Source organism: Pseudoalteromonas sp. SWYJZ98, assembly GCF_015864495.1.
In the GTDB taxonomy this organism is placed as follows: domain Bacteria; phylum Pseudomonadota; class Gammaproteobacteria; order Enterobacterales; family Alteromonadaceae; genus Pseudoalteromonas; species Pseudoalteromonas distincta.
Genome location: NZ_JADYXA010000003.1, coordinates 57,159 through 80,473 on the forward strand (window position 1 = coordinate 57,159; position 23,315 = coordinate 80,473).

General features: G+C 39.1%; 18 protein-coding genes. 12 read left to right on the forward strand and 6 right to left on the reverse strand.

Annotation, left to right across the window (positions count from 1 at the left end; translation table 11 throughout):
- The first annotated feature begins 39 nt into the window (after positions 1–39).
- Positions 40–3,222 carry a TonB-dependent receptor gene (locus I6F10_RS03210; RefSeq protein WP_165742534.1) on the forward strand — a complete coding sequence of 1,061 codons (3,183 nt, stop codon included), beginning with the start codon at positions 40–42 and terminating at the stop codon, positions 3,220–3,222.
- 336 nt (positions 3,223–3,558) lie between these two features.
- Positions 3,559–6,678, forward strand: a complete 3,120-nt coding sequence (locus I6F10_RS03215) for a TonB-dependent receptor (RefSeq protein ID WP_165742535.1) — start codon at positions 3,559–3,561, stop codon at positions 6,676–6,678.
- Between the two features lie 52 nt (positions 6,679–6,730).
- Here the strand turns inward: I6F10_RS03215 and I6F10_RS03220 are convergent, their stop codons facing one another.
- Positions 6,731–7,162: a MarR family winged helix-turn-helix transcriptional regulator gene (locus I6F10_RS03220; RefSeq protein ID WP_165742536.1), complete on the reverse strand. Its 432-nt coding sequence runs from the start codon at positions 7,160–7,162 to the stop codon at positions 6,731–6,733.
- A 151-nt stretch (positions 7,163–7,313) separates the two neighbouring features.
- Between I6F10_RS03220 and hmgA the strand changes: the two genes are divergently transcribed.
- Together hmgA and maiA are read left to right on the forward strand one after the other, a co-directional pair.
- Positions 7,314–8,615: a homogentisate 1,2-dioxygenase gene (gene hmgA / locus I6F10_RS03225; RefSeq protein ID WP_165742537.1), complete on the forward strand. Its 1,302-nt coding sequence runs from the start codon at positions 7,314–7,316 to the stop codon at positions 8,613–8,615.
- Positions 8,616–8,617: 2 nt separating this feature from the next.
- Positions 8,618–9,247, forward strand: coding sequence for a maleylacetoacetate isomerase (gene maiA / locus I6F10_RS03230; protein ID WP_024591819.1), 630 nt, complete (start codon positions 8,618–8,620; stop codon positions 9,245–9,247).
- A gap of 11 nt (positions 9,248–9,258) precedes the next feature.
- On the opposite strand, the gene I6F10_RS03235 is transcribed toward maiA, so the two are convergent.
- Entirely contained in the window at positions 9,259–9,492 is a 234-nt protein-coding gene (locus I6F10_RS03235; RefSeq protein ID WP_007375551.1) for a TIGR02647 family protein, read from the reverse strand.
- A gap of 126 nt (positions 9,493–9,618) precedes the next feature.
- Here I6F10_RS03235 and I6F10_RS03240 point away from each other — a divergent pair, with 126 nt between their 5' ends.
- Together I6F10_RS03240 and I6F10_RS03245 are read left to right on the forward strand one after the other, a co-directional pair.
- Positions 9,619–9,921, forward strand: a complete 303-nt coding sequence (locus tag I6F10_RS03240) for a DUF1496 domain-containing protein (RefSeq protein WP_002959040.1) — start codon at positions 9,619–9,621, stop codon at positions 9,919–9,921.
- A gap of 54 nt (positions 9,922–9,975) precedes the next feature.
- Positions 9,976–10,284 carry a VF530 family DNA-binding protein gene (locus tag I6F10_RS03245; RefSeq protein WP_024591820.1) on the forward strand — a complete coding sequence of 103 codons (309 nt, stop codon included), beginning with the start codon at positions 9,976–9,978 and terminating at the stop codon, positions 10,282–10,284.
- Positions 10,285–10,335: 51 nt separating this feature from the next.
- Here the strand turns inward: I6F10_RS03245 and I6F10_RS03250 are convergent, their stop codons facing one another.
- Positions 10,336–11,955: a diacylglycerol kinase family protein gene (locus I6F10_RS03250; RefSeq protein ID WP_165742538.1), complete on the reverse strand. Its 1,620-nt coding sequence runs from the start codon at positions 11,953–11,955 to the stop codon at positions 10,336–10,338.
- 348 nt (positions 11,956–12,303) lie between these two features.
- Between I6F10_RS03250 and I6F10_RS03255 the strand changes: the two genes are divergently transcribed.
- The 6 genes from I6F10_RS03255 to I6F10_RS03280 all read left to right on the forward strand — a co-directional run bounded on the left by I6F10_RS03255 (position 12,304) and on the right by I6F10_RS03280 (position 17,966).
- Positions 12,304–12,828, forward strand: a complete 525-nt coding sequence (locus I6F10_RS03255) for a sigma-70 family RNA polymerase sigma factor (RefSeq protein ID WP_007582398.1) — start codon at positions 12,304–12,306, stop codon at positions 12,826–12,828.
- A complete protein-coding gene (locus I6F10_RS03260; protein ID WP_165742539.1) occupies positions 12,825–13,508 on the forward strand; it encodes an anti-sigma factor in 684 nt (227 codons plus the stop codon). The genes I6F10_RS03255 and I6F10_RS03260 overlap by 4 nt, the downstream gene beginning before the upstream one ends.
- 156 nt (positions 13,509–13,664) lie before the next feature.
- Positions 13,665–15,257 carry a DUF4331 domain-containing protein gene (locus I6F10_RS03265; RefSeq protein ID WP_197098432.1) on the forward strand — a complete coding sequence of 531 codons (1,593 nt, stop codon included), beginning with the start codon at positions 13,665–13,667 and terminating at the stop codon, positions 15,255–15,257.
- An 11-nt stretch (positions 15,258–15,268) separates the two neighbouring features.
- Positions 15,269–15,778 carry an Ig-like domain-containing protein gene (locus I6F10_RS03270; protein ID WP_165742541.1) on the forward strand — a complete coding sequence of 170 codons (510 nt, stop codon included), beginning with the start codon at positions 15,269–15,271 and terminating at the stop codon, positions 15,776–15,778.
- Between the two features lie 53 nt (positions 15,779–15,831).
- Positions 15,832–16,857 carry a hypothetical protein gene (locus tag I6F10_RS03275; protein WP_197098433.1) on the forward strand — a complete coding sequence of 342 codons (1,026 nt, stop codon included), beginning with the start codon at positions 15,832–15,834 and terminating at the stop codon, positions 16,855–16,857.
- A complete protein-coding gene (locus I6F10_RS03280) occupies positions 16,854–17,966 on the forward strand; it encodes a HupE/UreJ family protein (RefSeq protein WP_182194811.1) in 1,113 nt (370 codons plus the stop codon). The genes I6F10_RS03275 and I6F10_RS03280 overlap by 4 nt, the downstream gene beginning before the upstream one ends.
- Before the next feature lie 66 nt (positions 17,967–18,032).
- Here the strand turns inward: I6F10_RS03280 and I6F10_RS03285 are convergent, their stop codons facing one another.
- From I6F10_RS03285 to I6F10_RS03295, 3 genes are all read right to left on the reverse strand, one after another.
- On the reverse strand, positions 18,033–18,659 hold the full coding sequence (locus tag I6F10_RS03285) for a TetR/AcrR family transcriptional regulator (RefSeq protein WP_197098434.1): 627 nt from the start codon (positions 18,657–18,659) through the stop codon (positions 18,033–18,035).
- 96 nt (positions 18,660–18,755) lie between these two features.
- Positions 18,756–20,174, reverse strand: coding sequence for an efflux transporter outer membrane subunit (locus tag I6F10_RS03290; RefSeq protein ID WP_182194806.1), 1,419 nt, complete (start codon positions 20,172–20,174; stop codon positions 18,756–18,758).
- Positions 20,171–23,305: an efflux RND transporter permease subunit gene (locus I6F10_RS03295; RefSeq protein WP_197098435.1), complete on the reverse strand. Its 3,135-nt coding sequence runs from the start codon at positions 23,303–23,305 to the stop codon at positions 20,171–20,173. The genes I6F10_RS03290 and I6F10_RS03295 overlap by 4 nt, the downstream gene beginning before the upstream one ends.
- Between the last annotated feature and the right edge of the window lie 10 nt (positions 23,306–23,315).

Here is a 23,315-nt window from a genome sequence, read left to right on the forward strand (position 1 = left end):
TATTAAATTTATATAACCTACACACGGGAAATCAACATTATGACTAAGCTTCGCCTTTCGAAATTAACTGGAGCGGTAATTTTAGCTCTAGGTGTTTCTACAAGCGCAATGGCTGCTGATACTTCATCTGCAATGCGTGGTAAAATTACAACGCCTTCAGGTGGCAGTGCTGCAAACGTTAAAATTAAAGTAGTTCACCAACCAACGGGAACTATTAGCGAGCTAACTACAAACGAAAGTGGTACGTTTATCGCTAATGGCTTACGTGTAGGTGGTCCTTACATGGTTATCATCGATTCTGATAAGTTTAACGATACGACTGTTGAAAATATCTATCTAAATCTGGGTGAAACATACCGCTTAAGTTCGCAGCTTGCTCCGCTAAACATTGAAAAAATTGAAGTGTCTGGTTATAAAATTGTTCAGCAATCTGGTGGCTCAAGCAGCTCATTTGGTTCTGATACTATTGAAAATATGCCAAGCTTTAACCGCGACATTAAAGATATTGCGCGCTTAAACCCACTTGCCAGTATTAATGGTAATGGCGAGCTAACGTTTGCAGGTAGTAACCCTCGTACCAACGGTTTAACTGTTGACGGTATTGGTCAAAATGATGACTTTGGCTTGAACTTTGGTGGCTACCCTACTTCTCAGCCTCCTGTAGCACTTGATGCTATTGAACAAGTTTCTGTTGATGTATCTCCTTTCTCAGCTTCTAAAGGTAACTTTGGTGGCGGTACTATTAATGCAGTAACAAAATCTGGTACAAATGAGTTTAAGTTCTCTGGCTTTTATGAAATCTCTACTCCAGAGATTGCAGGCGATGTCGATAGCATTGTTCAAGAAGATGACCTTGATGAGCTAGGTCATAAAACTTATTCTACAAATAAAGTAGAGCCGATTAAAACTGAAGAAAGATTTGGTTTTAACGTTGGTGGCGCAATTGTTAAAGACGAACTGTTTTATTTCGTTAACTATTCAGAATGGTCAAGCGAATTAGATCTTGATTACGGCTTTGACGGCTCTGGTGCAGCCAACGAATTTAATACTTCAGAAGCTAACTATAACCGTTTCATTTCTATTTTAAATAATGAATATGGCTTGACTGATTCATTAGCAGGTGCGCCAGAAGATACAAATAAAAACCTGTTAGTTAAGCTAAGCTGGAACGCAAGTGATGACCATCGTTTAGATTTTACTTACCAATGGCAAGACGATCAAGATGAGCGTAACACTAGCACCGGTGGCGATAATATTGTACTAACATCGAACACCTACGCCTACGTAACGAAGTTCAATAACTTTTCAACAAAGCTTTACTCTGATTGGACTGAAGATTTTTCTACTGAAATTGGTGTGTCATATAAAGATGTTACCTCTGATAGCGCAACTCGCTCAAACCTAGGTAGTATTTCAGTTGATGAAGATGGTCGAAATGGCCCTTCTTACAACTTTGGTACAGATCAATATCGTCATGCTAACCGCTCTGAAACGCAAAATTTAACTTTCACACTCGATGCTACCTATTTAATGGATGAGCATGAAATAAACTTTGGTGCTCAATATGAGTCACTTCGTTTATATAACTTATTTGCTGAAAACTCTCTTGGCACGTGGAAGTTTGATAGCTTAGAAAATTTTGAAAACCGTGAAATTGGTTCTTATGATTTCTCTTATCAGAATGCTTACACTAATGATTCAGCTGATACAGCATATGATGTAAGACGTAACCAACTAGCACTCTACATTGAAGACACTTTTTATGTAGGTGACGATTTAGAAGTTACAGCAGGTGTTCGTTATGAACGTTTATCATCAGATGATAAACCAACTCTAAATGAAAATTTTGCGAATACGTATGGCTTTACTAACCAAGAAAATCTAGATGGTCTAGACATTATACTTCCTCGCGTTGGCTTTAAATACTACGTAACAGAAGCCCTTACTATTAACGGTGGTATTGGTCGCTTCCAAGGTGGTATTCCAAATGTTTGGTATAACAACTCATTCCAAAGCGATGGTATTACATTAGTATCTGCTCCTAACGATGTAATTAACGACTACTATGCAAATAACACTGCCGATATTACTCAGGTGCCTGATGAAATTAAAAACTCATTAGAACAAGGTGCTGGTAGCGTTGCTTATATCGACCCTGATTTTAAATTGCCTTCAAGCATTCGCACCCAAATAGGTTTTGAATATGAGTTTGATTCTGAACTATTAGGTGATGGCTTTAAATGGCAAGCAGAGATTGCTTATCATAAAAAAGAGAATGAGGCGGTATGGCATAATACATCTATTAACCCAATCGGTATTGCAGCTGATGGTGAACGCGTCATAAATGAAACTATTTATAGTGGTTCTTTAGCTGATAACGCTGACATAGAAATGACGAATTCATCTGATGATGGACGTTCAATTATTATTTCAACAGGTATTGCTAAACAGTGGGATAATGGCCTGTTTGTATCGGCAAGCTATGCTCACCAGGATGTTACCGAGTCATCAGCCGGTTCAGCTTCTCAAGCGGAAGGTAACTACAAGCATAATATTACAGTAAATCGTAATGAAGATATTGCAGCACGTGGTTTTTACGAAGTTGAGCACAGCTTTAAAATCAACTTAGCATATAACACAGAGTTTTTTGAAGGGTATGCGACTAAGTTTAACGTGTATTTTGAACGTCGTTCAGGTCGTCCATTTAGTTATACAATGAACATGTATAAAGACAGTGATTTGGGTGATACGAGTAGTTTCTTCAGTAATGGTGCTTACTTACCATATATACCTACAGGTGCTGATGATCCAAATGTAAACTGGGATGAATCAGGTATGACTTGGGCTGAGTTAGAACCATTACTAGAGCGTGCTGGTATATCTCAGCGTGGTGGTATTTTAGGTAAAAATACAGCAACTCAACCTTGGGTTACTACGATGGACGTTAGCATTAAGCAAGAAATACCAGGCTTTGCTGAAGGTCACACTGGTGAGGTTTATCTAATGATTGATAATTTCGCAAACCTTCTAAACAGCGACTGGGGTGTAGAAAAACGCTTAGGTTACTCTAACCAAACTATTTATGACTTTGGTGGCCTTGATGACCAAGGCAGATATAAAATAGACAACAGCTTTGGCGGTGCAGATGTGCGTAATTACTCACAAATCAATTCATCGTCATCAGCTTGGCAGGCTAAAGTTGGTATTAGCTACAAGTTTTAAGCCTTAATAGGTAAGTAATAACACATTAAGTTAATTGTTAACAAAACCCATTGCAAATTTGTAATGGGTTTTTTGTTTTTCACACCCCAATTTCACATGTTTGTCATAAAGCCCACGTAATATATACCCCGATATAGAGTTATTGCTCAAAAAAACACTCAAATAGACAAAAATAGTACTATTTATTAAAAATATATTGCAGTTGTATTTTATTTGTAACGAATAAATAAGGTACACTAGTAACGGATTTTGAATAAATGAACTTTAACTGTTTATTTTGAAAAATTTTAAAATAAAAATATAAAAATTTAATTAATAACTACACGGGAAAATTAAATGAAAACTCAATTACGCAAAACAGCTCTTTCACTTGCTATTGCAGCATGTGTTGGTGTAAGTGGCGCTGCAATGGCTAACGAAACGACCTCTGCAATTAAAGGTCAAGTAATGGGGCCTAACGGCAACCCAGCAGCCGGCACTAAAGTAACAATTTTACACGTACCTTCTGGATCAGTAAAAACAACTGAAGTAAATGACGCTGGTTATTTTACAGCTAAAGGCCTGCGAGTTGGCGGTCCTTATAAAGTAATTGTTGATTCAGATGTATATGCAGACCAAGAATTCAATAACATTATTCTTAATATTGGTAACGATTATCCAGTAAACGTTTCTCTTGAGTCACAATCAAGCATGGAACAAATCGTAGTTTCTGGCGCGCCAATTAGCTCTATGTCTGGCGGTACTGGTCCGGCGTCTACTTTCACACTTACAGATCTAGAGAATCAGCCTGCTATTAACCGTGATTTAAAAGATATCATTCGTGTTGATCCACGAGTAGCAATAGATGATAGCCGCGGCACTATTAACTGTGGTGGCGGTAATCCAAAATTTAATAGTTTAACGCTAGACGGCGTTCGTATGAACGATAACTTCGGCTTAAGCTCAAATGGTTACCCTACTATTCGCGCACCTTTTTCTTTTGATTCAATTGAGCAAGTAGCTGTAGAACTTGCACCATTTGATGTTCAGTACGGTGGATTTACAGCGTGTAACATCAATGCTGTAACTAAATCTGGCGGCAACGAAATTCATGGTGGCGTGTTTTTCGATTACACAAATGATTCAATGAAAGGTGATAAAATTGAAGGCGAAGACGTTGATAACGGTAGTTATAATGAAAAACGCTACGGTTTTAATGTTGGCTTACCTCTAATTAAAGATTCATTATTTTTATATACTTCATATGAAAAGCTAGAAGGGGTAGCACAATTCAATTATGACCCTTTAGGTTCAAGTGTTTCTGAAAGCGACTTAGCTCGTATCCAACAAATTTCACAAAATGTGTATGGTTATGATGCAGGTACCACTCCTTCGAGTGCACCTGTAGAAGATGAAAAAATATTAATTAAATTAGATTGGAACATTAACGATTCTCACCGTGCTAACTTAGTTTATAACTATAATGACGGCTTTACATTATCTCAATCAGATACTGGTTCAACTCGCCTATCGTTAGATAGTCACTTTTATGAGCAAGGTGCAGAATTTACTTCAATCATCGGTTCAATATACTCAGACTGGAATGACGATTTTTCAACTGAAGTTCGTTTAGGTAAATCGGAACTAGATGCACGTGTTGAATCACTTGATGCTGCAAGCAGCTTTGGTGAATTCCAAGTAAACACATCGGATGGAGGTCGAGTATATTTAGGTCCAGATGATTCTCGTCAATCAAACGATTTAAATTACGATACAACTACATTTAAACTTGCTGGTACTTACTACCTTGACCAGCACACGATAACAGCTGGTTACGAGTATGAAGAGCTAGAAGTATTTAACCAATTCGTTCAACACACGCAAGGTGAATGGAGTTTTGCAAGTATTGATGATTACGAAGCAGGAATTGCAAGTGCAATTTTCTACAATAATGCCGCAGGTACGAATAATGCTGCAGATGCCGGCGCTAGCTTCTCATATGCTCAACATACTTTTTATATTCAAGATGAATATAGCTTCTCAGACATTGATGCATCACTAACGTTTGGTCTTCGTTACGACAGTTACACTAGCGATGACAAGCCTACTTTAAATGAAAACTATACTGCACGTTATGGTTTCAGTAACCAATCAACATTTGATGGTGTGGATTTAGTTCAACCACGTATTGGCTTTGAATGGTATGCAACTGATGCACTTGAAGTTCGCGCAGGTTTGGGCTTATTTTCAGGTGGTAATCCGAATGTGTGGTTATCTAACTCATATTCAAACGACGGCATCACAAATATTAGCGCAAATCAGTTTGGATCTATTGATTTATTTGCTACACCAAATGTGAATGGTGGAAAACCAGGTTTTGATGTACCACAATCACAGTTTGATAAAGTAGCTAACACAGTAATTGGTTCTGGAGATAGCTTTACGAACGCCGTAGCTTCTGATTTTGAAATCCCATCGGAATGGAAATATTCAGTAGGGGCTACTTATACAACAGAAGACGAATATGTAATCTCATTAGATTATCTCTACACCAAAAAGCGTGATGCAGCAACGTTAATGGACCAAGCCCTTACTGACAGTGGTACTACTACTTTTGATGGTCGTCCAATTTTAACCTCTATTGAAGGACGTGACGGTGATTTACTTTTAACAAATGTTAATGGTGACAGTGGTGAAACTTCAATTATCTCTGCAGCTGTAAGCAAAGCATTCGATAACGGTATTAAAGTACAACTATCATATGCTTATACAGATGCTGATGATGTTAACCCAATGACAAGTTCAACAGCGAGCTCTAACTACGGTAACTTGGCAACGTCTAACCCGTTAGATCCTGGTGTATCTTCATCAGATTATGAAATACCTCATCGCTTTACATTAAACCTTGCTTACACACATGAATTTATCGATGGATATAGCACTCGCTTTAATTTATTTGGTGAAGCATACAAAGGCTTGCCTTACAGCTTCACATTTAATGGTAACGATGAAGATACATTTGGTGATTTTAATTCAAATGATTCTCGCCAACTACTTTATGTACCGTTAGTAAACGATCCTAACGTTGTTTATAACATGTCAGCAGATGAGATTAATGAATTTAATGAGTTCATTGCATCTGAAGGATTAAAACGTGGTGAAATTTCAGGTCGTAACGCGCAAAACTCTGATTGGTTTGTTAAGTTTAACTTTAAGCTAACTCAAGAAGTACCTGGGTTCATGGATGGCCATAAAGGTGAAGCATTCTTCGTAATCGATAACTTAACTAATATGTTAAACGATGATTGGGGTGTACTGAAAAAAGGTCCTTTCGTTGGTGCTCGTATGATTTCAACAGATATTGATGACCAAGGCCGTTACGTTTATTCAAACTTTAACGGGAATAACGCAAGCACCACAACTCAACGTGATGCATCTCTTTGGGAAATGCGTGTAGGTGTTCGTTACACTTTCTAATTTAGAACTGTAGCCTAAAACATCTTTTAAAAGCCCACTTTGGTGGGCTTTTTTATGTCTTTAATTTGTTATTTAACTTTTCAAAAATACCCACTAACACTTCGTATTCTTCGTTGGTTAAAGTATTCAGTAATTGTTTTTCCCAATTCAGTGCATCGGGTGCTATTTGCTCATATAAGCTTTGACCTACTTTACTCAGTACAAGTAAGGCCGCGCGTTTGTCTTGTGCATTTAACTCACTTTTCACTAAACCTTTATCTATTAAAACTTTTACCGCACGCGACACTGTCGACTTGTCCATATTTGCTTGCGTGCATAAATCCTTTGCGTTGCTCTGACCATATTGCGCTAAATTAGCAAGTATTCGCCACTGCGGAATATTTAAACCGTATTTAGTTTGATAAACCTCGGCAAAGTCATTACTTACACGTGTTGCTACATTCGTTAATTGATAAGGTAAAAACGTTGCTAAATCAATTTTCATTTTTAGTTATCCCAGCTTTATAAGGCTTACTTTAGTGTTCATTAATATTTACACGGATGCGTAGTTGCACATTTGATATTAGTCTCACTTGAGAGTATCTTAACTGAAATAAAAATAATATTAAACCAACCCCCTCTCACAGGAGTCAGTAATGGCGACACAATTAAGTTATATGACCGGTTTTGGTAATGAATTTGAAACACAAGCGCTACCCGGTGCACTGCCAATAGGACAATTTAGCCCACAAAAAGTTAAATACGATTTATACACAGAGCAATTTAGTTCGACTGCATTTACGGCTCCTCGCGCTTCAAATCGTCGCACTTGGTTTTACCGCCTTCGTCCGTCTGTAGTGCAAGGTGATTACCAAGCAATTGATAACGGCCTAATAAGAACAGCCCCAATCACTGAAGCCGTAACACCACCAACAATGCTACGTTGGAATCCTATTGATATGCCTTCACAGCCTACTGATTTTATTGATGGGTTAGTAACGATGGCTGCTAATGGCAGTGCTAATGGGCAATCTGGTATTGGCATTCATGTATATGTCGCTAATCAGTCAATGCAAGGGCGTTACTTTTGCAATGCCGATGGCGAAATGTTGTTTGTCCCTCAGCAAGGTGAGTTATTAATTCACACCGAGTGCGGTAAGTTAAGCATTAAACCAGGTGAAATTGCTGTAGTTCCCAGAGGAATTAAGTTCTCTGTTGATTTAATTGATAATACAGCCCGTGGTTATATTTGTGAAAATTATGGCCATGCGTTAGAGCTTGCAGAGCGAGGACCTGTTGGTGCAAACGGTTATGCCAACGACAGAGACTTTCAATACCCTGTAGCGGCCTTTGAAGATAAAGAAGGTGACTTTGAGCTTGTTTCTAAATTTAACGGTAATTTATTTAGCTGTGAAATTAAGCACTCTCCTTTTGATGTGGTTGCATGGACGGGTAATAGTGCGCCCTATAAATACGACTTATCGCGTTTCAATGTAATAAATACAGTGAGCTTTGATCACCCCGATCCTTCTATATTCACTGTACTAACCTCTCCTTCTGCTACTGAGGGTATGGCAAATGTCGATTTTGTGATATTTCCACCGCGTTGGATGGTAGCCGAAAATACATTTCGCCCGCCGTATTATCACCGCAATATTATGAGTGAATTTATGGGCTTAATTGAAGGTGTGTATGATGCAAAAGAGCATGGTTTTGTACCTGGTGGCGCAAGTTTACACAATTGTATGTCGCCACATGGACCTGAAGCCGACGTATTTGAAAAAGCCTCAAACGCTGAGCTTACACCACAAAAATATGAAAACACATTGGCCTTTATGTTTGAGTCGCGCTATATAATTTCACCGACAAAATATGCATTAGAAGGTAAAGAGCGCCAACCAAATTACACCGATTGCTGGCGCACAATTAAAAAACAATTTACAGGTTCACAGGATTAATTATGAAATTATACAGCTACTTTCGCTCATCAGCGGCTTATAGAGTGCGTATAGCGCTTAACTTAAAAGCAATCGATCATGAACTTGCTATTGTTAACCTTTTAAAATCGGAGCAGCTTGGGAAAGAATACTTAGCGACTAATCCGCAAGGCTTACTACCGGCACTTGAAACCAATGATGGTGTTTTAGCACAATCGCTTGCAATACTTGAGTGGCTAGATGAAACTTATCCGCAATCGCCATTAATTACAGGGACTGCGTGGCAAAAGTCGCAAATAAGAAACTTAAGCTTTGCCATTGCTTGCGATATTCATCCTGTTAATAATTTACGCGTGCTGAAGTATTTATCAAACGAATTAGGTGTTGATGACGAGGCTAAAAATAAATGGTATCGACATTGGATAGAAGTGGGTTTTGAAAAAATAGAACTGATGCTAAACGAAAATAATGGCTACTGCTTTGGTGACCAACCAACACTTGCTGACATTTGTTTAGTGCCGCAAGTATTTAATGCAATTCGTTTTAACGTAGATATGAGCGCTTATCCAAAAATTGCAGCCATTTACGAACATTGTAATAAATTAGCTGCATTTAATGACGCTGCACCGCAAAATCAACCCGATGCAAATTAAGCTAATTTAGATTAACTTTGTAGCGCGCTATGAATAACCGTAACGTGCTCAATTAAATCTAAGCCCAGATCAGTTAAATATCCGCCATCTGGGCTATCTATAATCCCTTTTTCAAATAAACGTTGCGCTGCGCTAAGTAAGCTTGGCTCTGCGTCTGAATGTAATTTAATACCCTGCATTTTACTGTCGCGAGGAAACTTTGCTAATAGTGTGAATTCTTCGATCATTGTTTGATTAAATTGCATTGTGTGCACCTTTTTATTGTTATGTGAATAACTAAATTTATACTTAAAATCACTTTGTGTACTTTACACTAGCACGTTTTTTAGCTTAATGTATTATTTTTAACCCTCCCTATTTAAAGGCCTCTAATGCGTAACTTTTTAATTCTATGTTTTTGTTTTAGCAGCTTATCGTATTCAATACTTAGTGAAGCAACAACGCTAAAAACCCATTCAATTATTGATGCAAACCAGTTTGTAAATGAAGAAGCTAACTGTTGGTACGACAACAAACGCTATAGCGAAGGGGCATTAATACAAGTTCACTCTTTTACACTTTTGTGTGGTGCTAAAACACCCCAACACAGTAACAGCCAACTCATTTGGCTTAAAATAGATAAGCAAGGTAATGCTATTTACCCAACAGCTCCTAAAACAATCACTGTGAATTAGCGCTAAAAGCTGATTTAAGCTACAATGCATGCAGTTTAAATAAGTAGTATGGCTATGAATAATCAACCTAAAAACCCTCTACATGGGGTAACATTAGAACAAATACTTGTTGAGTTAGAACAACGACTTGGCTGGAGAACACTTGGCGAGCAAGTAAAAATTAAATGTTTTACTGATCAACCCAGCATTAAATCGAGTTTAAAGTTTTTGCGTAAAACGCCTTGGGCTCGCGATAAAGTGGAAGCACTTTATATTCACACTATAAATAATAAGCCTATTCGTAGACCAAAAAGTGCACCAAGAGAAACATCTTCTCAAGCGCCGGATACAACAGGGTTTGTTTGGCCATCAATTAAAAAGTGATGTAAAAAAAGGAGCTAATTTAGCTCCTTTTTTGATTATAACTAACGCGATTTATTGCTCTTTGCAAATCACATTTAATGAAGCCGGCTCAATAGTAATAACTAGTTTTTGAGCGGTTTTAACTTCACCATCTAGTACGTACTTAAGCTCTCCTTCACCTGTAACCTCTACTCTTTTGGCATTTGTATGGTGAGAGTTTATAGCTAAATGTGTTTGCGTTAAGCTACTAAACATCAGCTCTGCAATACTTAGTACTGTGGTTGAATCTTCATTATTTGGTGTTAACCAATTTATATCGAGTAGCCCGTCACTATGATCAGGTTGCCCGCCACCTTGAGCCAATAACGTTGTAAAAGGCGCTGCATTGGCCACAATAAAACTATTAGTACATATTTCTTTTGGCTCATTATCATCGAGTTTTACTTTAAGTAACTGCGATTTTTGCTCGCCAAACGCCTCAAAAAAACCATTTAAATAGGCAAGTTGCCCCGACTTATTTTTCGACTCTCTATCTGCTTTTTCTATCATTGATTGCTCAAAACCAATACCCGCGAGCAGTAGTACTAATTCATTATTACAATAAGCAGTATCTATTATGCTTGTTTGACCATCTATAATTAAGTCACAAGCCTGTTCAACAGGAATAAATTTAGAGGTAATACCCATCAATACATGCGCAAGGGCGTTTGCAGTCCCCATAGGGATGATGCCTAGTTTACATTGTGTATTTACAAGTACGCTTGCAACTTCGGCCACCGTACCATCTCCCCCGCATGCGATAATAATATCCGGATTTTGCGCAATTTCCTGTTTAGCCAGCTCAATACCGTTAACTTCTTTTGTAGTAGTGAGTACTTTCAGATCGTAATAATCCGATAGCCGCGCAACAATTAAGTGCTCTTTTTCTTCCCATAATCGTGTACCAGATACAGGGTTTGCAATTAAAACGGCTTTGTTTTTAATCAGTAATTCGCCTTTTTTATGTCGCTTAGCTAAATGGCGAAGTTGATGCTTATTTAAATTTGCGGTTTCGCGGGTTTCTTTTATTTGTGCAAGTACTTCATGCACATCTGCATTTTTGTTTTGGCTCAGTAAATAAGCCGCCATGACAAAAACAGAGCGCCCACGCCCTAAAGCACAATGAACGACTACGCGATGGTCTTCTTTAATATGGTGATGAATCCAATTAATAGCCTGATTTAACTGAGAATGGGTAGGAATACTATGATCGAGCACCGGAATGTTTAAATAATTAATATTCTCTTGTGTTGAACTCCACTCGAGCCCGTCGAATTCACACGTAACATCTAAAATCGCCGTAATCCCGTTATCTTTTAATGTGTCTATATCTGAGGGAAATAGTCGGCAAGCTAAAAATAGGTTTTCGTTTATTTGTTGAATGGGCGGCACTTTATCGCGCTTACGTGACCAGGCATTATAAATTTGCACACCGAATAAAAATGGCACAAACGCCCACCGTATATAAAATGGGATCACCCCATTTTCACGCTTTCTAAATATTTTTGCTGTATTAAAAATATACGCGGTACTCACTAATAAAAGTGACAGCGCAGTCCAATAAAAAACAATAGCAAAATAAACAGAGTTCACTTCCCAACCAATAAAAATAAGCAGTAGTGCTAATAGTGAATAACTAATTGCAGCCCACATAGTCTCTCCTTTGTGAAAATAATGCCGATTTATAATCTTAATTTAAACGGCTTTAAGTAGTCTTTTGCAAATATCACGCCATATAAATGCCATTTAAAATTCAAACGCGAACAGTAGGCCATTGATATCTATAGTAATTAATAAACTAAAATCTACTACAGACCGCTCTTTGTGCATTTTTTACAAACATGTGAATAAATTATACTTACACGTCTAAATTTCAAACACTGATCGGTTATTGCTTGTACTTACGTATAAAGCAGCTAATCTAAAAGGCAATTAAATTTTTTGCATCCAAATCACACTCTCAACCGTTTACTCAATGATAATAAGAAAAACAGGACCCCTATGGATAACGATGATTTACTCCCTCTTTTGTGCGCAACAGCACAAGGAGACAAAAATGCTTTCTCAAGTTTATATCAACAAACTAGCGGCAAACTTTTTGCTATTAGCTTAAATATGCTCACTAACAGGGCTTATGCAGAAGAGGCACTACAAGACGCTTTTATAAAAATTTGGCATAACGCATCTGAATATAACGCCTCTAAAGGCACCGTTATTAGTTGGATGATAAGTATAGTCAGATACAGAAGTCTTGACTCACTTCGCTATCACAAAGTACGAAAAGAGCAGTCGTTAGGCGATGACGAATATGAAAATGAAAGTGTTGACGTTAATTACGATGAAGAAACGAAACTGGTCAATTGTATCGAACAGCTTGAGCCGCAACAAAAACAAGCTATTCACTTAGCTTATTATAAGGGGCTGAGTCATAGCGAGTTAGTCGATCATATAGAAACGCCTTTAGGTACAGTTAAAAGCTGGATCAGGCGTGGGCTTATGCAGCTACAAAGGTGTTTAACATTATGAATTATAATAAACCCGAACTATTAGACGCGCTTGCTGGGCAGTACGTGCTTGGCACACTTAGAGGGCTTGCCCGAAAGCGTTTTCAGCGTCTGTTACTTAACTCAAATCAAACACGTGAAGCAACAAATATGTGGGAGCAAAACCTAAACAACTTAGCAAGTGCTATTTCACCGCAAACGCCACGTGACGATGTATGGGTAAATATACTACAGCGTATTGAAAACAGACCACAAACAAGTAAAACAGTCATACATACCAAGCCTTCAATTTGGCGTACATGGTCTTTTGTGGCAACTGCCGCATGCATTGTTTTAGCCTTTTTGGTTATTCAGCCTAGTACCAATGTTATGCAAACTCAGCAAATTGCTTTGGTTCAAAATCAAGATAAACAATCATTGTGGTTTATTGATGTAAGCGAGCAAGGGCTCTCAATTAAAGCTAGCAGCCAATTGGTTGCTCAAACTAATAAAGATTATGAGCTGTGGATGATTTTAAAAGGTCAAGATGCACCTATTTCATTGGGTTTACTGCCCAAGCAAGGCAGTAAAATATTATTTAAAGATAACCGCTTCAACGCAAGTGATATCGCATTGTTAGCAGTGAGTTTAGAGCCTATAGGTGGCTCACCAAATGGCTCTCCCACTGAAGTGCTTTACACCACAGAGCTGGTACTTTTATAACCCGACTATTATGACCAAAGTTGGCTGCTTACACAAAGCAGCCAACCTACTTTTAAACTTTTTAACAAAAAATAAAATAATTTAACTTTTTTGCATCCAATTTAAATCTCGCCCCGTTATTAGCTATGACTTCAATCAAAATTAAAGGACAAAGTCATGAAAGCTTTAACTCCATCAATACTCGCAGTAGTAATATGTAGTACGTTTGTAAGTGCACCAAGTGAAGCATCTAGCCACAGAGAAGCGCCAAATATAAGCCGTTTCCCGACTTTAGATTCAACCGATTTTTATGTATTTAATAGTTACGAGCAAGGTCGTGATGATTACGTCACATTAATTGCTAATTACATCCCGCTGCAAGATGCATACGGCGGTCCTAATTACTTTGCAATGGACCCAGATGCTACTTACAGCATTCATATAGATAACGACGGCGATGCTGTTGAAGATATTACATTTGCGTTTAACTTTAAAAACATGCTTCCTAATGATAACCAAGGTGTGCAATTAACTGTTGGACCTGAAGGTAATCAACGCACCGTGTCTGTACCGCTTAAAAATGTAGGCGGTGTATCTGCCGGAGATAACAGCGCTGCAAATTTTAGCGAATCATACACAATAAGCATGATAAGCGGCGCGCAGCGTACTGGCGAAACAACGGTATTAAATAACACTGCATCAAACTCCAGCACATTTTCTAAACCGCTTGATTATGTGGGTAATAAAACATTTGGTTCAATGAGCGATTATCAAACTTATGCTGACCAATTTGTGTATCAGGTTTCAATTCCTAACTGTGAAAGCATGGCACAAGTTTTTGTAGGGCAACGTAAAGACCCATTTGTAGTTAACCTAGGTAAAACATTTGATTTAGTAAACTATGTACCTGTAGAGGGTGATAGCGCCCCAGGTGCTGGTGACGGCGGTGGTTTTCCTGGTGGCATAACACAATCAGCTGATAACGACGACCTTGCAGATAAAAACGTAACCTCAATCGCTATCGAAATACCTAAAAGCTGTATTGTTGGTGAAGGTAATGGCGTAATAGGTTCATGGACAACAGCAAGCCTCCCTCAAGCTCGCGTATTAAATCCTAATGCTAAATTTGCTAATAATGGTGTTAATGGTGGTGCTTTAACACAAGTTTCACGCTTGGGTAGCCCGCTTGTAAACGAGCTTGTAATTGGCATTAAAGACAAGGACACATTCTCCACTGCTCACCCTAAAGATGATGCACAATTTTTAGATTATGTATCTCACCCAGCACTACCAGAGTTATTAAACATTTTGTTTAAAGATGCTGTTAATACGACCCTTGGCGCAAACTTAGAAACACTGGCACCCACAAACTTCCCGCGTACTGATTTAATCACTGCATTTTTAACAGGTTTTGCAGGCGTTAATCAGCAAGCAACTGTAACACCTTCAGAAATGCTGCGTTTAAATACAGGCATTGCAGCAACAGCGCAAGCTGATCAATCTGCATTTGGTGTAGCGGGTAATGATTTAGCCGGCTTCCCAAATGGTCGTCGCCCGGGTGATGATGTGGTTGATATTGCACTACGTGTTGTGATGGGTCGTTTATGTCATCCTATCCCTGTAAATGGTGAAGACACTGATTTAGGACTTTGTGCACCAGAGGATGCTAATACAGGCACAGTGCCATTTACAGACGGCGCACCTATTGATGCAACAATGATGGACTCAACATTCCCATACCTTGCAACACCACTTGCTGGCTCTAAATAAGGAGTAAAATAATGCGTAATTTAAAAACTACCCATATTTGTGTTCTCCTCAGTGCATTAATATTGGGAGCATGTAGTAGCGATGATGATAAAAAACAGCCTACACCGGTTGTAAACACAGCGCCGACCGCAAGTGATGCAATGCTAACTACACAAACTGAAGTAAGCATTACCGATATGCTTAGCGCAACCGACAATGATGGCGATTCGCTTACTTACTCATTAACAAGTGAACCAACTCTTGGAACTGTTACCGTTAATAGCGATGGTAACTTTACCTATACACCAAATAAAGAAGTGACAGGTTCAGATAGTTTTATGTTTGGTGTAAGTGATGGCTTTAATTCGCAAGTAACTGCAACAGTAAACATTACAATTGACGCACTACAAGTCGACTTTGCTCAATTTGCAACCGATGCATTTAATCAAGCGCCAAATGCAGAGCCGTTAACTGTTAACGGTCGGGTGTTTACAAACACAGATACCGATGTTGATGGATTAATTTCAACAAACGGTAACTAACCAAGTAATTAAGCTGACAGGCCATGGATGGCTTTTTTCAAAGGATATTTATAATGCATTTATCAATTTTTAAGTCCGTCGCATTTATTACTTTATGCCTAACGACCTTTGCATTAAGCGCTGCGCCTTTTACCCCAAAAGATGATGCAGTTATTGCCAAAAGTAATTCAACGCTTAGTGCTTCTCTGTCTGTTGAGGAGATAAATACATTAGTCACTAACAGCCAATATGTAGGCCAAACAGAGCGTTTACAGGGGCTACTTAAAACCCGTTTAGCCCAGCTATATAAACAAACACCCTCATCTCAAATTGGTTACTTATATGCTCGCGTTTTACAAAAAGAGCACCTTTTTGACGAAGCTATTGATATTGCTAACAACGTTTTGATTGGAGAGCCAAAACATAATAATAGCCATTTATTGCTAGCCAATATATTTATGACTCAAGGTAAGTTCGCACAAGCAAAAAAACACTGCGTAGCCTTAATTGGGCAAGTAAGCACTATTACTGCTAGCACCTGTGTACTTGATGTACAAAGCCAACATGAAAGCGTTTTAGACAGCTACCAAGCATTAGTAAAAATTATAAATAATAATCAAACTAGCCTAGCTACAAACCATGTTTTAAGTGAAATGAGCTACCGTTTAAATAACTACAAACAAGCATTGTCTCACTTACAAAGTGTAGATTTAGTTCAAGCCCCTGTGAGCCTTATTGTTTTATGGGCCGATATTCAAATTGCTCTAAATCAACCACAACAAGTATTAAATACATTAAGCGTACTGCTACCTGATAAAAGTAATTTAGAGGATGCTATTTTGTTAAGACTTTCAATCGCAGAAAAAAAACTAAATAAACGCGATAAAACATGGCAAAATACAATGGCGCAAAGAGTTACACTACGAGAGCTTCGTAAAGATTCTTTTCATGCAAGTGACTTAGCTAAATATTACCTTGATGTACAACCAAATCGCGAAAAAGCACTTTACTGGGCTCATATTAATTGGCAACAGGCTAAAATGAGCACCGATGAGCAATTACTTACTCAAGCAAAAGCGATGCAACGAGACACACTATGAAAACGCCTTATCTATTTATACTCACTTTAATGCTGTGTATTTTTTCAACTTACAGCTTTGCCCATCAACTAAGTACAAGTTATATAACCTTAAATAGCGAGAACAATAACGACACCAACAAAAACCAATACACGGGTACCTGGCAAATTAATATAGCCGACTTAGAGCACGCAGTACCTCTGGATTTAGATAAAAACGGGCAAATTTCGTGGGCAGAAATAAAAGCAAAACGCAGCTCAATTAATAACTTCATTGAAGAAAATTTAAATATCACGCAAAACGCGCAATCATGCCCTTTAAAAAGTGAAGGTATCTATCAGCTAGATAACCATTTTAACCAGCCTTATTTGGTGATTCCGCTGCAGTTTAGCTGTGATGACAATGAAACAATCTCCCTTTCCTATTCTGCTTTTTTTAAAACCGATGCCAATCATAAATCCATCGTAAATATAAACGGTGTATCTCGTGTATTTAATATCAACGAGGCACAACAAACGTTCAGCTTTGAGCAAACAAGTTATTTAAGTACCTTTAATCAATACGTGTATCAGGGTGTTTTACATATTTGGATTGGTATTGATCATATTTTATTTTTAATCGCCCTGTTACTTACCTGTGTTTTAAAGCGCAGCGATAAAGCATGGCAAGGTATTAGCTCTAAAAAACAAATTATTAAACACACAGCATGGATAGTAACCGCGTTTACGCTTGCGCACTCTATTACGCTTACCGCAACAGCTATGAGCTTAGTCTCACCAAATAGCCGCTGGGTAGAGCTTGGAATTGCTATATCGGTTTTATTTGCAGCATTAAATAATGTGTGGCCGCTGATACTTCGTTTAGGTTGGCTTACTTTTGCTTTTGGTTTACTACATGGTATGGGATTTGCGAGCGTACTTGGCGAGCTTGGCCTGTCGAGCGACTATCAACTGCTCAGTATTTTGGCGTTTAATTTAGGCGTCGAAATCGGTCAACTTAGTATATTACTGATAGCCTTACCAATACTCATTTATGTACGACACTACACTTGGTATAAAAAGTGGTTAATGCCAATGGGCTCCGTTGCTATCGCAATCATTGCACTTCAGTGGTCAATCGAGCGCTTTTAAATAGACTAAAATAAAAAAGCTAGCCAAAATATTGGCTAGCTTACTTTTGGTTATTTATTTTGAGCGTTACTGCGCTTCATCAAATGGCATCAGTAATGTTTTCATTGCAGGGCGAAGTGCTATTAGTACCGTTTCTTCGGTTAGCTCAGGGTAGAGTAACTTTCTGAGTAATAACCCCGCCATCATCGAAAAAATAACGTTAATTCGGCTTTCAAGTTCACGCTCATCAATGTCTTTGAGCGCACTTCGCTCGCTTGTTAAAAGCTGTCTCATGCGCCCTCTTGCTTGAATATCGGTTTCACGCAAGAGAGTTGCTACTTTAACATTTCGACCTGCTTCTGCCATCATGTCTAAATCAATAACACACGAGCCTGTGTCCATGTGCCTTTGCACACCAATATTTAAGCCATCTAAAAGAGCCGCTAAAACATCACCAGGGTGATCTTCAAACTTTTGAAAGATGGAGAACATTTCTTCCATGTCTTTTTCAATAATGCTTTCTATAATCGCCTCTTTGCTTTCAAAGTAATTATAAATATGGCCTGCACTCATCCCTGCCGTTTTAGATATTTCAGCCATACCTGCACCGTGATAACCTTTTCGGCGAAAACACTCTGCAGCAGCTGTTAATATTTGCTCACGCCTAGCCAGTGCTATCGCGGGATCTGTTTGCCTTTTTGCTTTAGGCTTCATGTTCAACTCCACTACCAAGTCATAAACTCAGTAAAGCAAGAGCTATAAATAGTCTCGCTATATAAATATGTAATGCGGCTTTAAAAGCCGCAAATATTATTTCTCTTCCTGAGTTGTTTCACTGGCTACATTCCATCCGCCACCAAGCGCTTTGTACAAGTTAATTTGACTCGCAAGATACGCTTGCTGACCCGCAATTAACTGCTGTTGCGCGCCGTACCACGTACGCTGAGCATCAAGTACTTGCAAGTAGCTATCTGCGCCTTTTTCGTAACGCATTTTTGATAAATCAAACGTGATTTGTCGACTACTTATAAGCATATCAAGGGCACTTAATTGCTCTTGGTAACCTTCTCTATCAGCAAGTGCATCGGCAACTTCGCGAAACGCATTTTGAATTTTTTGCTGATACGTTGCCACTGCAATTTCTTGATCTGCTTTTGCTACATCAAGATTTGCTTGGTTACGTCCCATATTAAAAATAGGCAAGCTAATTGTCGGCACAAAACTCCATGTCCCAGAGCCTGAATCAAACAAGCCACTTAAGTCACTTGAAGCTGACCCCGCATTGGCTGTTAAGCTTATGCTTGGATAAAACGCCGCACGAGCAATACCAATATTGGCATTAGCAGCAAGCATTAAATGCTCAGCGGCTTTAATATCAGGGCGCTGTGATAACAGGTCAGACGGTAAACCAACGGGTACTTCTGGCATACTGATCAAGTTAGTCAGGTCTTTATTAGGTAGTAAATCAGCTGAAACAGATTTACCTACTAATAAATCTAAGGCACTTTTATCACGCTTTAACAAACGTTTGTACGTTGCTATGTCTACTTTTGCCGTAGCAACTGTGCTTTTAAGCTGCTCAAGAGTAATAGAAGACGTCGCACCTAAATCAAAGCTTTTTTGCGTAAGCGATAATGACTCTTGCTGAGAGGTAAGCGTTTCTTTTGCAAGCTCTAGCAGTTGCAAATCAGTTGCATAATTTAGCCACGCATTTGCCAACTCTGAAATTAAAGACACCTGCGTGCTGTATTGACTAAGCTCTGTAGAGTATAAGTTTTGCAGTGCTTGCGCTGATTGGTTACTTACCTTGCCCCAAATATCTAACTCGTAAGAGGTAATACCCACTGTTGCACTGTATTGCGAGCTAATAGCTGCATCGCCAGTACCTGATAAGTCAGCCGGTAAACGCTGGCGCGTACCTGAGGCATTTAAATCAAGGGATGGATACAAAGCAGAGTCTTCAATTTGATATAAACCACGCACACGCTGCACATTAAGCACTGCAATTTGCATGTCTTTGTTATGCTCAAGGCTTTGACTAATTAACGTTTGTAGTTTTTCGTCATTAAAAAACTGCTGCCAATTTAATTGCTGCGCAGCGCTTTGCCCAGTATCTGATGCATAAGCATCAGATACTGGTAAAGCAAGGTCTTTTTGCTCTGGCGCTAGTTGGCAACCACTTAGCACCAATAAAGCAATTGCACTTAGGCTGAATGTTTTAATGCTCATTCTGCGCTCTCCTTCGTAGTCTCTTTAGCTTTGCCAGGAAATACACGGCGCACTAACACAAAGAATAACGGTACAAAAACAACAACTAATATTGATGATGCAAGTGTGCCGCCAATAATCGAAATACCTAACGCATTTTGCGCACCAGAACCCGCGCTTGAGGCAATAGCAAGCGGTAAAACACCACAAATAAAGGCCATCGAAGTCATAAGTATTGGACGCAAACGAAGGCGAACAGCAGCAATAGCCGCATCAACTAAGCCAAGCCCTTCTTCCATTTTATGAATCGCAAACTCTACAATCAGTATCGCATTTTTAGATGCCAAACCAATGGTGGTCAACAAGCCTACCTGCAAGTAGATATCGTTAGATAAGCCACCGCCAAGCGCTGCCATAATTGCACCAAATATACCCAGTGGCACAATCATCATTACCGCAAACGGTACCGACCAACTTTCATAAAGCGCGGCTAAACATAAAAATACAAATAACAGCGATAGGCCATATAGTAGAGGTGCTTGACCGCTACTAGAGCGCTCTTGGAATGAAATACCGGTCCACTCAGACGAAATACCATTTGGTAATTGTTTAACTAAACGCTCCATTTCATCCATTGCTTGGCCTGTACTGTAACCTGGCGCTGCACTACCTTGAATTTCCATTGCTGAAAAACCATTGTAACGCTCTAAACGCGGCGAACCATACGTCCAGTAGGCACTAGCAAACGCTGAAAAGGGCACCATATCGCCATTATCATTGCGTACATACCACTTATTTAGATCCTCAGGCACCATGCGAGATTGTACATCACCTTGCATATACACTTTTTTCACTCGACCACGGTCAATAAAGTCATTCACATAACTACTACCCCATGCTGTCGAAAGTGTACTGTTAATATCGTTTTGCGACACACCAAGCGCTTCGGCTTTTGCCAAATCTGTATCAAGTTGTAGCTCTGGCATATCTTCTTGTCCATTTGGACGCACGCCCGCTAAAATTGGACTTTGGCTTGCTAAACCTAATAACTGATTTCGTGCAGCTAAAAGTGCCTCATGGCCAAGGCCTACACGGTCTTGTAAGAAAATATTAAAGCCATTAGCAGTTCCCAGCTCAACAATTGCAGGTGGCGGAAAGGCAAAAACAAATGCTTCTTTTATCGTTGAAAAGTAGCCCATCGCTTTACCTGCAACACCTTGAACAGATAACTCGTCACGCTGACGCTCATCCCAATGTTTAAGATTTACAAAGGCAATTGCTGAGTTTTGGCCAGAACCTGCAAAACTAAAACCAGTCACGGTAAAGATACCGTTTACTGCTTCAGATTGATCGTTTAAAAAGTGGTTTTCTACCTTTTTAACAACCTCAAGCGTTTGTTGTGTTGTAGAACCCGCTGGTAATGACACTTGGTTAAACAAAATACCTTGGTCTTCGTCAGGCAAAAATGCCGTTGGCAAGCTTGAGAATACATAAACCATACCGCCCACAATCACGCCATAAATAAGTAAGTAGCGTTTAGAGTGAGTAAGCATGCGCCCTACAAAGCTTTGTGCACCTGAATTTGTTTTATCAAAACCTCGATTAAATCCAGAGAAAAACTTACCAATAAACGAGCTATCGTCATGAACATGGCTTGGTTTTAATAACGTAGCACACAATGCTGGCGTTAAAATAAGAGCCACTAAAACAGATAACCCCATCGCCGATACGAGTGTTATAGAAAACTGACGATAAATTATACCGGTAGAGCCACTAAAGAATGCCATTGGAATAAATACCGCAGAAAGCACCATGGCAATACCTACCAGCGCGCCTTTAATTTCATCCATAGATTTACGTGTAGCTTCAAGTGCCGAGAGTTTTTCCTCGGTCATTAAACGCTCAACATTTTCTACAACAACAATTGCATCATCTACCAATAAGCCTATGGCAAGTACCATCGCAAACATCGTTAGTGTATTTATTGAATAACCAAAGGTGTATAAAATACCAAATGTACCTAGCAAAACCACAGGTACGGCAATTGTTGGAATAAGCGTTGCCCTAAAGTTTTGTAGGAACAAATACATAACTACAAAAACAAGTACAACAGCTTCAATTAATGTATGAATAACTTTTTCGATAGATAACGAGACAAACGGCGTTGTATCGTAAGGTATTACCGCATCTAACCCTTCAGGGAAAAACGGTTTTAGCTCTTCAATTGCTTTTTTAACGCCCTCTGCGGTATCAAGTGCGTTAGCACCACTGGCTAATTTAATACCTAAACCTGATGCAGGTTGCCCATCGTAACGAGCAACAACGCGGTAGCTTTCACCGCCAAGCTCTACTTTAGCAACGTCCTCTAGACGTACAAAAGAGCCATCTGGGTTGGTTTTAACTAATATTTGTTTAAATTGCTCTGGCGTTTGTAATCGGCTTTGCGCCGTTACTGTTGCATTAAGTTGCTGACCATCAACGGCAGGCATACCGCCAAGTTGACCGGCAGATACTTGTGCATTTTGCGCACTAATTGATGCACTAATATCAGCAGGTGTAAGCTTATAATTTTGTAACTTTGCAGGGTCTAACCAAATACGCATCGCGTACTGAGAACCAAACAGCTGTACTTCACCTACGCCTTCAACACGCGAGACAACGTCTTGCACGTTTGATGAAACATAATCGCCAATATCAATATTGGTCATGCTGCCATCTTTAGACACAAAAGCATAAACCATTAAAAAGTTACGCGCTGATTTTGCAACTACCACACCTTGCCTTTGTACGGCTTCTGGTAATAGTGGAGTTGCTGTAGCTAGTTTATTTTGCACTTGAACTTGTGCAATATCAGGGTCAGTTTCAGCGCTAAACGAAAGTGTAAGCGTAGCAGAACCACTCGACTCAGACGTAGATGACATATAAAGCAAGCCATCAAGCCCTTTCATTTTTTGCTCAATAACTTGCGTTACCGTATCTTCAAGTGTTCGTGCAGATGCACCAGGGTACGTTGCAGTAATACTCACTGCAGGTGGTGCAATTGAAGGATACTGCGAAATAGGTAAACTCCTAATCGCCAAAATACCTGCAAGCATCACTACAATAGCGAGTACCCAAGCAAATATCGGTCTATCGATAAAAAATCGTGACATTAAAACTCTC